Below are 12,821 nucleotides of genomic sequence, written 5' to 3' on the forward strand. Positions count from 1 at the left end.
TTCTTAAGAAGAACGAAAAAGATTTTATCAGAATGATTTAGTTATTTTTTAGTAGTTACGTTTATTTATAGATAGATATAGCGGTTACATTATCTCTTATACCCACTCAAAACCTCATTCCAATCCTGTTCTGTAAATTTTATTGCTAGCTTATTTACTTCTTTAATGAAAGAGCGGTGTAATCTGGCGAGATTTTGGGCTTTCCAGTTATTGCCTGATTTTTCGGTGCATTTGTCAAAATCAATCAGCCAGTATTTTTGTTCTGGTGTGGCGAAATGTTGGACTAAAATATTATGGGCGTTAAGGTCGGTGTGGCAGATTTGCCGATCGTGTAATTGACGGATTAAGTGGCCGATTTGCTGCCAATTTTCAGCGGATAAAGAATGGTGCTGCAAAAGTGCGGTGAGATCTTGCGCATTTTCGATTTTTTCACTCAGTAAATCTGCTTGATAGCAAATGCCCGCTTTGCCTTTAATCACTCTTGCGCCAATGGGTTTTGGCACGGGGAGTCCGTCTTGATGTAATTTATTTAACAAATGAAATTCGGCGAAACTGCGCGTGTGTTGAAGATCGTGGAACCAATAACGATCTTTATTCAACTTACCAAATAAACCACCGCGATAATAATGGCGCAAGGCACAATTTACACAAAAGATCCGCACTTTGCACAAACCAAGTTGTCCCCCGCCCTTTGGCTGAACCAAGAATACGCTGCTGTTGCTGCCAAAATTGCGGATCAAAATAAGCGCAAGGATCAACTGGTTGTGTTTCCAGATTAAAAATAAAATATTGGTTTTGCTGTTGCAGTTCAAGCATATTCGGCAGATTTCTTATAGAATAGATCAATGAAAATATTCTACTGAAAATAAAAAAGAATGCTACATTAAGCAGAAAAAGTAAGGTAAATCTATGGCACTTTTTTCCACGCCCCCTAAATCTATTTGTATTTTACGCCTTTCCGCCATTGGTGATGTGTGTAATGCGCTGTCAGCGGTACAACAAATTCAGCGTTATTGGAAAGATACCCAAATCACTTGGATTGTGGGCAAAACCGAAATGCAGTTATTGCAAAATGTGAAAGGGATTCGCTTTATTCCTTATGACAAAAAAACCGGCTGGAAAGGCATTTTAGCTTTGTGGAAAACCTTGCGTGGCGAGCATTTTGATGTGCTATTAAATATGCAAACGGCTTTGCGTGCTTCAATGATTTCCTTAGGCATCAAAGCCACTTATAAAGTGGGGTTTAGCAAAAATCGTGCGCGAGAAGGTCAATGGTTGTTTACCAATCGTAAAATTAATGAACCAACTAATCCGCACGTGTTAGCGGGATTTTTGGCATTTGTGGAATATTTAGGCTTGCCTGTGGAAGCGCCTAAATGGGATTTAGCCATTGGCGAAAAGAAATTTCCGCCGTTCGGCAATTTATTGATCCAACAGAAAAATCTACTCATTTCCCCTTGCTCAAGCAAATCAGAAAAAGATTGGCTGGCTGAATGCTATGCAGAAATCGCCAATATCGCCCATCGTCAAAATATTAATGTGATTTTGTGTGGCTCGCCTGCGCCAAGAGAGCAAGCAATGATCGAAAAATCATCGCATTGTGTGATTTTCAGCCTGTGAATGCGAGCGGCAAAACCTCATTATTGGAATTAAGTGCCTTAATCGGAATGGCGGATTTACTGCTTGCTCCCGACAGCGGCCCTGCACATATTGCTACCGCTCAAGGCACCCCTGTGATCGGCTTGTATGCCTATCATAACCCGCTACGCACAGGCCCTTATAACAATTTGCCCGAAGTGGTTTCCGTGTATGAACAAAATGCCCAGCAAGAATTTGGCAAACCGTCTAGCCAATTACCTTGGGCAACCAAATTGAAAGGCAAAGATTTAATGGCGCAAATTTCTGTGGCAGACGTATTAGAGAAAATGCGCCAGATGGGCTTTATTCAATAAAACTGTTAAAAAATAGCCAAGCATTCGCTATAATACGCCGATTTTGCGTTCGCGAATGAATGCCAAAAAAATATAAAAAGTGCGCGGTGGAAGGAAAATTCTGTAATTTTCACCGCACTTATCCTTTTGCTTTACCTTGCGAACCTTTTTTTATTTCTAGGAAAACAATGTTTAATAAAATTTTTGAATGGTTTGAAAGTCGCCTAAATGCCTATCCAGAGCAATCACCGAAAACGCCCGAAAAAGGGTTGATCCGCTTTATTTGGTCGAATATGGAAGGAATGCGTGGCTGGATTTTGCTACTTGCGTTGCTCACAGTCGGCACAGGGGTGATGGAAGCCGTGTTGTTCCAGTTTATGGGAATTGTGGTGGATTGGCTTGGCAAGTACACGCCAGCCACCTTATGGCAAGAAAAAGGCCATTGGCTTTTGGCGATGGCAGCTTTGTTAGTGTTCAGCATATTTTGGTCATTTACTGCGTCTGCGGTGCGTTTGCAAACCTTGCAAGGCGTATTTCCAATGCGATTGCGTTGGAATTTCCACCGTTTAATGCTGGGGCAAAGCCTGAGTTTCTATCAAGATGAATTTGCTGGACGCGTATCGGCGAAAGTTATGCAAACTGCCCTTGCGGTGCGTGATACCGTGCTGACCATTGCGGATATTATGGTCTATGTCGTGGTGTATTTCATCACCTCAGGCATTGTGCTTGCCGCGTTAGATGCGTGGTTCTTGCTACCTTTTGCCTTATGGATTGTGGCGTTTATCACGATTTTACGCATTATCATTCCAAAATTAGCCAAAACTGCAGAACGCCAAGCAGACGCACGTTCTTTAATGACGGGGCGAATTACCGATTCTTACGCTAATATTGCCACCGTGAAATTATTTTCCCACGGTTCAAGAGAAGCCAGTTACGCCAAGCGTTCAATGGAAGAATTTATGGTTACCGTACACGCCCAAATGCGTTTGGCGACCTCTTTAGATACCATCACTTACGCCACTAACATCACCTTAACACTCAGCACGGCAATCCTAGGCATTGTGCTATGGAAGCAGGGCAGCGTTGGTGTAGGGGCGATTGCTACCGCCATTGCAATGGCATTACGGGTGAATTTTATTTCCCGCTGGATTATGTGGGAATCCGCACGTTTATTTGAAAATATCGGCACGGTAAATGACGGAATGAACACGCTAACCAAACCGCATACTATTGTGGATAAACCGCAAGCCTTGCCATTAAAAGTAAGCAAAGGGGAAATTCGCTTCAATGATGTCAGTTTCTCTTACGATCCACAAAAACCATTGCTAAACCACTTTAATCTCACCATTAAACCGGGGGAAAAAGTGGGCTTGATCGGTCGTTCAGGGGCGGGGAAATCCACCATTGTAAACTTGCTATTACGTTTTTACGAAGCAAATCACGGCGACATCACCATTGACGGACAAAATGTGTGTGATGTTACGCAAGAAAGTTTACGTAGCCAAATTGGCTTAGTGACGCAAGATACCTCGTTGCTGCACCGTTCCGTGCGCGAAAACATCATTTACGGCCGCCCAACTGCTAGCGATGAAGAAATGATCTCTGCTGCACAGCGTGCTGAAGCGTCAGAATTTATTCCTTATTTGAGCGACTCAGAAGGCCGAACAGGCTATGATGCTCACGTTGGTGAGCGCGGTGTGAAACTTTCTGGCGGACAACGTCAGCGTATCGCCATTGCCCGCGTAATGCTAAAAGATGCGCCAATTCTGTTGTTAGATGAAGCCACCAGCGCGCTAGATTCCGAAGTGGAAGTGGCGATTCAAGAAAGCCTAGATAAAATGATGGAGGGCAAAACCGTGATTGCTATCGCCCACCGTCTTTCCACCATTGCTGCAATGGATCGCTTAATCGTGCTAGATAAAGGCCATATCGTAGAACAAGGCACGCACAACGAATTGCTCGCCCAAAATGGACTTTACGCCAAACTCTGGCACCACCAAAGCGGTGGTTTTTTGAGTGAAGAATAGATAGCATTAAATATCAAAGCAAGATTGCCGAACAATCTTGCTTTTTTTGTATTTATATTATTCCAATACTTTCCACGTGCGATAACCATAAATTGCAATGGCAACAAAGCAGATAAGTGGTAGTACGAAAGAAACATTGACTGCTGGCATTCCAAAAATTTCGCCTTGGTCAATAAGAATGCCTTGCAATGGTGGCATTAACGCACCACCGACAATTGCCATTACTAAACCAGCTGCGCCTAAGGTGGCTTCTTCTTTTAAGCCATAAAGTGCAATGCCGTAAATGGTTGGGAACATTAGGGACATAAAGGCTGAAGTGAGAATTAAGCAATATAAACCGCCCACACCGTCAATAAAGATAACACCAAGGATACTAAAGAAGCCGCCTAATGCGAAAAGGTATAACATGAGTTCTGCTTTGAGATATTTCATAATACTGGTGCTAATAAAGCGGCTTACGATAAAAATACCCATTGCGATAATGTTGTAGTTTTGTGCTTCTGCTTTGGTGAAGCCCAAACGTTCTGCATATTGAATAATGAAAGTCCAGCACATAATTTGCACACCAACATAGAACACTTGCGCAATCACCCCTTCGCGATATTTTGCTTTTGCAATTAAGCGGTTAAAGGCTTCACGGAAAGACAGTTTTGTGCCTTGTTCAATTTTAGTTGCAGGCATTTTGTATAAACCAATCACTAATATAATCACGACTACCACAAGTCCCACAACTAAATAAGGATTGCGGATAATTTCTAAATCGGTGGGGTACGCACGGCGGCTTTTTCTGCTGCGGATAAGGTGTTGAAAATCAGATTACCTGCTGCATCACGTTTGTCAGATTCCAAATTCACTAACACGATTTGTGAGGCAACAAACATTCCTGTAATCGAACCGAGCGGATTAAAAGATTGCGCTAAATTCAAACGGCGAGTAGCAGTTTGTGGATCACCCATTGAAAGAATATAAGGATTGGCAGTGGTTTCTAAGAACGCCAAGCCAAAGGTTAAGATATAGAGCGAGAATAAAAAGAAGGTAAATTGTTCATAGCGTGCCGCAGGATAGAACAAAAATGCCCCGACTGCATAGAGGGCTAGCCCAAGCAATACGCCTGATTTGTAGTTATAACGGCTAACAAATAATGCGGCAGGAATGGCCATTGTGCCGTAACCACCATAGAAAGCAAATTGCACTAATGCAGCTTCTGAGGCGGGAATTTCCATTACAGTTTGGAATACCGCAACCATTGGATTGGTAATATCATTGGCAAATCCCCATAGTGCAAATAATGTCGTGATTAAAATGAAGGGGACGACAAATTGTTTTTCAAGAATTTTAGCACTCATAATGTTCTCCTTGTGTGAGAAACAAACTCATTGCATTTTCAAAAAAACCGATAGAAAAATGAGCTTATTTAATTAACTATTCTTCAATACGCAATCCATAAGATTTAAATTTTTCTAACACTTCTGCCATTTGCGTTTCTGATAAAAGCGGAATGTCAAGGCCTGTTGCGAGCAATTTCATATACCACTGTGCCAATACTTCCACTTCGTGTGCGAGCCAAAGTGCTTTATCAAGATTTTGTTCTGCTGCAATTAAACCGTGATGAGCGAGTAAAATTGCTTTTGAGGTTTTAATGCCTTGTGCCACATATTCCGCCAATTGGTGTGTACCGAATGTGGCATAAGGGACACAAGGAATATGATCTGTCCCGCCAACAGCAATCATATAATGGAAAGGGGGAATGGGTTTTTCGAGAATTGAAACGGCAGCACAATTCACCGCGTGATTATGCACCACGGCATTAACATCAGAGCGAGCTTGATATACCGCTAAATGGAAATGCCATTCGCTGGAAGGTAATTTTCCTTTTTCATAATGGCCTTGTTTGTCCACATAAACAATACTGTCTGGTGTCATTTGTTCGTAAGGCGTTCCCGTGGGAGTAATTAACATTCCGTCTTGATAACGAACGCTAACGTTGCCGGCGGTGCCTTGGTTTAAACCTAATTTCGTCATTTCAAGGCAAGTATCAATAATTTTTTGAGAGCTGTTGTCTGTTCATTTTTATTTCCTTACTACTATTGGATCGAAATCGGGGTAACCCCTTTTTTCAAAATAATATTGCCGTATTTGGCACATTCCCCTGTTACCACGATGGCATAGGCTTGCTTCGCACGCTCATAAAAATCAAAACGATCGATACGGCTTAATTTAGGCAAATTTTGCACCGCACTTTGGTTTTCTGAAGCCTGTGCGATCACATTGAGATAACGCATTTCTACGTTGGGATCGAGGCTGTCGCCACTGACCGCCTGCATCATAATCAGCGGTGCGTCCACATAAGCATCAAATTCAAACAATGGTGTGATGCCACTTAGCAAGGTGGCAATGCCAACACCGTCTGCTCGAAGCACGCGTGAATGCAGTTGATGAGCGGGAAAGTGAGCATCAGCGAGAACGATTTCATCGCCGTGTCCCATTTCGGCAAGGGTTTTTAATAAGTCTGGTGAAAGACTGGGGTGAATACCTTTTAACATTATTTGTTCTCCATCAGTTGTTGATAAAGTGCGGTGTGATTTGAAGGGAAAATGCGTTGTTTGTTTGGCTGCATTTCGCCTTGCGCTTGTTGTACATTGTCATACACGCCAACGCCCGCCAGAGTAAACATTGCCGCACCTAACACGGTGCTTTCTGCCACGTCCACAATATCAATAGGTAAATTCAGCACATCAGCACGAATTTGATTCCACAGACGATTTTTAGAACCGCCACCCACGCAAATTAAGCTCTCCGCTTTGAAATGGCTGACTTGTTGCAGAATATCTAAGCCTGCTTTAAGTTGATAAGCCATATATTCCAACGCCGCACGATAAATTTGCCCACGCGAGCTGTGCATTGAAAGCCCGACAATTTGCCCGAAACCTTGTCCGTTATCCGCAGGATTAAACTTGCCACTAAAGCGAATGCCCTGTGATCCCACGGTTGCTGCTGAGCCTTCTGCGATCATTGTTGGGTAATATTCTTCAGTATCTTTTACATCGGCAAAGAAAGTTTTGCCCACCCATTCCATCACGCCAGAGCCAATCCATTGCACTGCAGGATTAAAGCAACGAGATAGTGCGTCAAATTCCGTGGTTAAGCCTTGTGGCACAAATTCAATGTGTGGCTCGGCTTTTTCGGTGCGCGCCATTAAAATCTCCCAAGTGCCTGAACTTAGCACCGGTTGATTTAGCCCTGCGCCTGAGCCAAAAACCGCAAATTGGGTATCGTGTCCGCAAGAAATCACCGGAATAGGATTTAACCCTAGCTGCTGACAAAGTGCGGTGGATAACACGCCAATTTTTTCACCTGCACTCACCATTGGTGGAAAATGTGTTTCTTGTAGCCCTAATACATTTAGCACTTCCGTATCCCAAGTTTGGCTTTGCAAATCGGTCATCATTGAGGTACCAGCCATTGTGCGATCGGTGCTAAAAACACCTGTTAAACGTTGGTTAAGCATTGATGAAATGAACACAAATTTATCCATTTTTTGCAAAATTTCAGGTTCATTTTCTTTTAGCCATAACAGTTTAAATAGGGTGTTAAAACTGTATTGCCCAATTCCGTTCCGTTGATAAAGTGCGTTTACATCAAGGTATTGTGCAAGATTTTCCATAATGAAAATGGTGCGTGGACATTGCCAAGAAATAATCGGGTAAAGCTGATTTCCAGCCTTATCGAAAGGTGCGCCATCTACCCCAAAGGTGGTGACGCCAATCCCCACAATATCTTGCAAAGAATGGGATTGTTTGAGCTGAGTTAAGGTTTTTTCGGCACAAATTAACAACTTCTGCCAGATTTCTTCAATATCCCAAATATAAAAATGGGGATACTGCGGATCAGGTTGAGCGCGATTTGGCTGATGATGAGAGGCCAAAATCTTGCCTTTTTGATCAATAGCAATAGTGCGTAAATTGGTTGCGCCACAATCAAAAATCAGTGCGATTGCCATAAAACCTCCGAGAGTTCTATTTCAAAAGTGCGGTTAAAAAACACCGCACTTTTCCTTTAGCGATTATTTATAAAGTGGCCCAAAGTTTGCGCAAGCACGGTAATCTTGCCCTTCTTTGTCTTGACCAAAGCCATTCCACGCACTTGGGCGGAAAATATCTTGTTCAGCCACATTGTGCATACACACAGGAATGCGCAACATTGATGCAAGGGTGATGAGATCCGCACCAATATGACCATAAGTGGCAACGCAGTGATTTGCGCCCCAGTTCGCCATAACAGAATACACATCAGTGAATGCACCTGTGCCTGTTAAGCGCGGTACGAACCAGGTGCAAGGCCAAGTTTCGTTGGTGCGTTTCATTAGGGTGTCGTGAACCTCAGCAGGTAAATCAATTGACCAACCTTCCGCAATTTGTAGTACAGGGCCAATGCCGCGAATAATATTTAAACGGTGTATCGTAAATGGCATTCCGCCTTTAGTGAGATATTGTGATGAGTAACCGCCGCCACGGAAATATTCATACACCGCAGGACACCAACGGGTGTTTTCCACACAGCGTTTGCCATCTTCTTCCGTCACTTCCCAAGCAGGCTTAATGACAGGATTGCCTTTTTCATCCGTATGCTGGCCTGTGCCGTCTAAGGCGGCAGAACCTGAGTTAATCAAATGGATAAAGCCACTTTCTGGGCGGAAGCCAGTGGCACGTTCCACTGCATCAGGACTCCAATAGGTGCGAACATCGGCAAAGATTTGTGCTTGCCCAGTAAGCTGATTACCAAACAGCATACATACGCCATTGAGGGAGTCATTTTCCGTAGCAAGAATGTAAGGTGGGCGAACTCCGTTCCAGTCGTAGGTGGAGTTAAGAATAGCTTCCATAAAATCGCCATTTGGCATATGGTCTGTCCAATGACGTTGTCCTTGGAAACCTGCTGCAATCGCGTTATGTCCAAGAGCTTCTTCACCATAATTGAGCTGCGCTAATTTTTCATTGCCCGCCATCAGATCACGCGTGATGATTGCCATTTTCACCACGTTTTCCCAAAGCTTCGCTTTTTGTTCTGGGCTATCTTGATGATCTGGGTGATTGACATCAACACCTTCTTTGCAATAGGTTTTCACCCATTGAAGTGCCAATTCCACTTCTTCCTCATCATAAATTTTGCGGTCAAGACGGCGTTTAATTTCGCTCATATCCACATATTCATTGCGCATTCCTAAATATTCTTGGAAGAATTTTTGATCCACGATAGATCCTGCAATTCCCATAGAAACAGAGCCGATAGAAAGATAGGATTTGCCGCGAATGGTCGCCACAGTTAGTGCGGCGCGAGCAAAGCGTAGGAGTTTTTCTTTAACGTCTTCAGGAATACTGGTATCAGAGGCTTCTTGCACTTCTGTGCCATAAATAGAAAAGGCAGGTAGGCCCATTTGTGAATGGCCGGCTAATGCGGCAGCTAAATAAACAGCACCGGGGCGTTCTGTGCCATTGAATCCCCAAATGGCTTTTGGCATATGCGGATCCATATCAATGGTTTCTGAACCATAACACCAGCAAGGGGTAACGGTAATCACAGCGCCTACATTGGCGAGTTTAAATTTTTCTGCACAAGCAGCAGCTTCGGCCACGCCACCAATACAAGTATCTGCGATAACACATTCCACAAATGAACCGTCCGTATGGCGAATATGGCTTTCTAATAAATTGGCAACCGATTTTGCCATATTCATCGTTTGATCTTCGAGCGATTCACGCACGCCCATACGGCGGCCATCAATGGTTGGGCGAATACCAATTCTAATTGGGGCTGATTTTAATACTGTCATTGTGTTTTCCCTCTATACTAAGCCGAGCTTTATTCCGCTATGGGTATTGTGTTGAATAAAGTCAGCAAGATTTATTGAAAAAGTACGACTTGGGTAAAATGAATTGCTTTCATCGCACATACGGCAAGAATGGAACGGTGGAGCAATATCGTTATGCAATGTGCTGCATCAACTTTATTGTTCAATAAATCAGAAAAGAGAATAGTTTTTTAGCAAGTTTGTGTGATTTTTGCGGAATAGATCACAAAAAATGCCCGATTTAGAGGGGGTAAAATGCCCGTTTTTGGTATTAAAAGCAAAATCGGGCATTAAAACGAAAAAGTGCGGTCAAAAAGCAAGGTGAATTTCTTGCTCTTTACAATAGTTTTGTAAACCTTCATTTGGGGCTTGATCAGTAAATAAAATATCCAGTTGAGAAAGCTCACCGAGTTTGATTAAATTTTTCCGCTCAAATTTAGAGCTATCAAGCAGTAAAAATTTCTGCCCAGAGGCGTCAATCATTTTGCGTTTAATGGACGCGTTCAGCTCGTTGGATTCCCAAATGCCACCATTGCTATCAATGCCAGTACAAGAAAACACACAAAGATCAATATGCAAGCGGAGCAATAATTGCTCAGAGAGCGGCCCATAAAAGGCAGCATATTTGGCGGAATAGACCCCGCCGGTGGCAATGGTTTTTATGTTGGGTTTATTGGCTAATGCATTGATATTGTTCATAGAATTGGTTACCACGGTGCAAGGAATATCGGGAATAAGCTGAGCAAAATGCCAGCTACTGGAACTGGCATCAAGCCCGATCACCGCCCCTTCAAACACATATTCTACCGCTTGTTGTGCGATGTATTTTTTCGCTTCAGAATTTAACCGTTGTCTTGCTTGAAAGGAACGCCCAATGTCTTTAGACTGGCAACTCATCGCCCCGCCGTGAACGCGATGCAATAAGCCTTTTTGATTTAACGCTCGCAGATCACGGCGAATGGTTTCGACCGATACACCAAATTGCTCGGCGAGGGCATTGACATTCACTTTTCCAGTCGCGTTCACTAGCTGTAAAATTTGCGATGTTCTACTTGGCATTTTTCCTCCAAACGGTCAAAGCAGGCATTAAACCCACAAAAATTTAATAGCCACTTCCTTGCACTTTCTCCCCCTGTACAATCGCAACTCCCGCACTTACGCCTAATCGGGTTGCTCCTGCTTCAAGCATTGCCAGAGCGGTGACAGTGTCGCGAATGCCGCCAGAGGCTTTTACCTCCACCGCATCGCCAACGGTTTGTTTCATCAAGGCGACATCTTCAACGGTTGCCCCGCCTTTGTTAAACCCAGTGGAGGTTTTGACAAAGGCAACGCCCAGTTTTTTACAGATTTCACAGGCTTTCACGATCTCTTCTTTGCTGAGCAGGCAGGTTTCTAAAATCACTTTTAAGGTTTTGCCTTGACAGGCGGTAAGCACTTCGGCGATGTCTTGCTCTACGGCTTGCCATTGTTGTGCTTTCATAAGTCCTAGGTTAATCACCATATCAATTTCATCAGCCCCTTGCTTAATGGCTTCTGAGGCTTCAAAGGCTTTCACTTGGCTTAAATTTGCCCCTAAGGGAAAGCCAACAACGGTGCAAATTTTCACCGCACTTTTCTCTTTGCCATTTTGCGTGAGTGCCTGCTTAGCCAGTGGAATATAGGCGGAGTTTATGCACACGGAACAAAATTGGTGTTCAAGCGCTTCTTGGCATAAGTTAAGAATATCTTGTGGGGTTTTATCTGCGCCAAGGGCGGTGTGGTCAATGTATTTGGCAATATCTTGTGGTTGCATTGTGTGTCCTTAATCTTGTCTGGATTTGTGCTATATCATAACCTAAAAGCGGTGGTGAGCGCGAAATTTCTTTAGCCCTTATGCGCAAAATCCTTTAGAATAAACGGCAATATTGAAATCAAATGAGGATTGAAAAATGATTATTGTAACTGGCGGCGCAGGCTTTATTGGCAGTAACATCGTAAAAGCGTTAAACGAGATTGGACGCACAGATATTTTAGTGGTGGACGATTTAAAAGACGGCACAAAATTCGTCAATTTAGTGGATTTGGATATTGCGGATTATTGCGATAAAGACGACTTCATTGCGTCCATTATGGCAGGCGATGATTTAGGCGAGATTGATGTGATCTTCCACGAGGGGGCGTGTTCTGCCACCACCGAATGGGACGGCAAATTTGTGATGGAAAACAATTATGAATATTCCAAAGAGCTATTACATTATTGTTTAGATCGCCAAATTCCGTTCTATTATGCGTCCAGCGCTGCCACCTATGGCGACAGCGACACCTTTGTCGAAGCGCGTGAATTTGAAAAACCTTTAAATGTATATGGTTATTCCAAATTTTTATTTGATGAATATGTGCGTAAAATCCTGCCAGAAGCCCAATCACCTGTGTGCGGCTTTAAATATTTCAACGTTTATGGCCCAAGAGAACAACACAAAGGCAGTATGGCCAGTGTGGCTTTCCACCTTGATAACCAAATTTTGAAAGGGGAAAATCCAAAATTGTTCGCCGGCAGCGAACATTTCTTGCGTGATTTTGTCTATGTTGGCGATGTGGCAGCAGTAAATATTTGGTGCTGGCAACACGGCATTTCGGGCATTTACAACTGCGGAACGGGCAAAGCGGAAAGTTTCGAGGCCGTAGCGCAAGCGGTATTGAAATTCCACGGCAAAGGGCAAATTGAAACCATTCCATTCCCAGAGCATTTAAAAAGCCGTTACCAAGAATACACCCAAGCGGATCTCACCAAACTGCGCGCCACAGGTTATGACAAACCATTCAAAAGCGTTGCCGAAGGTGTCAGCGAATATATGGCGTGGTTGAATAAATAACATAACTACGTAATTAAATCAGATGTAAGGGCGAACCTGTATGTTCGCCCAAAATAAACAGGATTAGTCGTAAAAAATTAGCAGAAATTTCACCGCACTTTTCTTTTTAGCTAAATATAAGTGCGGTGGGAAATTGGCGATTTTTGAGTGAGCGAACATAGCG

General features: G+C 43.3%; 8 protein-coding genes and 3 pseudogenes. 3 read left to right on the forward strand and 8 right to left on the reverse strand.

Annotation, left to right across the window (positions count from 1 at the left end; genetic code table 11):
- Positions 1-89: 89 nt before the first annotated feature.
- Positions 90-816, reverse strand: a pseudogene (locus tag C3Z13_RS06625) (3-deoxy-D-manno-octulosonic acid kinase).
- A 93-nt stretch (positions 817-909) separates the two neighbouring features.
- Between C3Z13_RS06625 and C3Z13_RS06630 the strand changes: the two are divergent.
- Together C3Z13_RS06630 and C3Z13_RS06635 are read left to right on the forward strand one after the other, a co-directional pair.
- Positions 910-1,952, forward strand: a pseudogene (locus C3Z13_RS06630) (glycosyltransferase family 9 protein).
- Positions 1,953-2,119: 167 nt separating this feature from the next.
- Positions 2,120-3,958 (forward strand): ABC transporter ATP-binding protein, encoded by a 1,839-nt coding sequence (locus C3Z13_RS06635; protein WP_103855402.1) that lies wholly within the window; start codon positions 2,120-2,122, stop codon positions 3,956-3,958.
- Between the two features lie 57 nt (positions 3,959-4,015).
- Here the strand turns inward: C3Z13_RS06635 and fucP are convergent.
- From fucP to deoC, 7 genes and pseudogenes are all read right to left on the reverse strand, one after another.
- Positions 4,016-5,304, reverse strand: a pseudogene (fucP, locus tag C3Z13_RS06640) (L-fucose:H+ symporter permease).
- Between the two features lie 76 nt (positions 5,305-5,380).
- Complete coding sequence (locus C3Z13_RS06645; RefSeq protein ID WP_103855403.1) at positions 5,381-5,980, reverse strand: L-fuculose-phosphate aldolase; 600 nt, start codon at positions 5,978-5,980, stop codon at positions 5,381-5,383.
- Positions 5,981-6,042: 62 nt separating this feature from the next.
- On the reverse strand, positions 6,043-6,501 hold the full coding sequence (gene fucU / locus C3Z13_RS06650) for an L-fucose mutarotase (protein ID WP_103855404.1): 459 nt from the start codon (positions 6,499-6,501) through the stop codon (positions 6,043-6,045).
- Positions 6,501-7,958, reverse strand: coding sequence for an L-fuculokinase (fucK, locus tag C3Z13_RS06655; protein WP_103855405.1), 1,458 nt, complete (start codon positions 7,956-7,958; stop codon positions 6,501-6,503). Before fucK ends, fucU begins: the two co-directional genes overlap by 1 nt.
- 63 nt (positions 7,959-8,021) lie before the next feature.
- Positions 8,022-9,788 (reverse strand): L-fucose isomerase, encoded by a 1,767-nt coding sequence (fucI, locus tag C3Z13_RS06660; RefSeq protein WP_103855406.1) that lies wholly within the window; start codon positions 9,786-9,788, stop codon positions 8,022-8,024.
- A 327-nt stretch (positions 9,789-10,115) separates the two neighbouring features.
- Positions 10,116-10,865 carry a DeoR/GlpR family DNA-binding transcription regulator gene (locus C3Z13_RS06665; RefSeq protein ID WP_103855407.1) on the reverse strand — a complete coding sequence of 250 codons (750 nt, stop codon included), beginning with the start codon at positions 10,863-10,865 and terminating at the stop codon, positions 10,116-10,118.
- 43 nt (positions 10,866-10,908) lie between these two features.
- The gene (gene deoC / locus C3Z13_RS06670; protein ID WP_103855408.1) at positions 10,909-11,598 is read right to left on the reverse strand and encodes a deoxyribose-phosphate aldolase; all 690 of its coding nucleotides are present in this window, start codon (positions 11,596-11,598) and stop codon (positions 10,909-10,911) included.
- Positions 11,599-11,734: 136 nt separating this feature from the next.
- Between deoC and rfaD the strand changes: the two genes are divergently transcribed.
- Positions 11,735-12,658 carry an ADP-glyceromanno-heptose 6-epimerase gene (rfaD, locus tag C3Z13_RS06675; protein ID WP_103855409.1) on the forward strand — a complete coding sequence of 308 codons (924 nt, stop codon included), beginning with the start codon at positions 11,735-11,737 and terminating at the stop codon, positions 12,656-12,658.
- Positions 12,659-12,821: the final 163 nt, after the last annotated feature.

The organism is Avibacterium endocarditidis (genome assembly GCF_002921145.1).
Lineage (GTDB): Bacteria > Pseudomonadota > Gammaproteobacteria > Enterobacterales > Pasteurellaceae > Avibacterium > Avibacterium endocarditidis.

Coding starts and splice junctions, on each gene's coding strand:
- deoC (WP_103855408.1), bottom strand. CDS start 11,598: ATGCAACCACAAGATATTGCCAAATACATTGACCACACCGCCCTTGGC.
- C3Z13_RS06645 (WP_103855403.1), bottom strand. CDS start 5,980: ATGACGAAATTAGGTTTAAACCAAGGCACCGCCGGCAACGTTAGCGTT.
- C3Z13_RS06665 (WP_103855407.1), bottom strand. CDS start 10,865: ATGCCAAGTAGAACATCGCAAATTTTACAGCTAGTGAACGCGACTGGA.
- fucU (WP_103855404.1), bottom strand. CDS start 6,501: ATGTTAAAAGGTATTCACCCCAGTCTTTCACCAGACTTATTAAAAACC.
- rfaD (WP_103855409.1), top strand. CDS start 11,735: ATGATTATTGTAACTGGCGGCGCAGGCTTTATTGGCAGTAACATCGTA.
- fucK (WP_103855405.1), bottom strand. CDS start 7,958: ATGGCAATCGCACTGATTTTTGATTGTGGCGCAACCAATTTACGCACT.
- fucI (WP_103855406.1), bottom strand. CDS start 9,788: ATGACAGTATTAAAATCAGCCCCAATTAGAATTGGTATTCGCCCAACC.
- C3Z13_RS06635 (WP_103855402.1), top strand. CDS start 2,120: ATGTTTAATAAAATTTTTGAATGGTTTGAAAGTCGCCTAAATGCCTAT.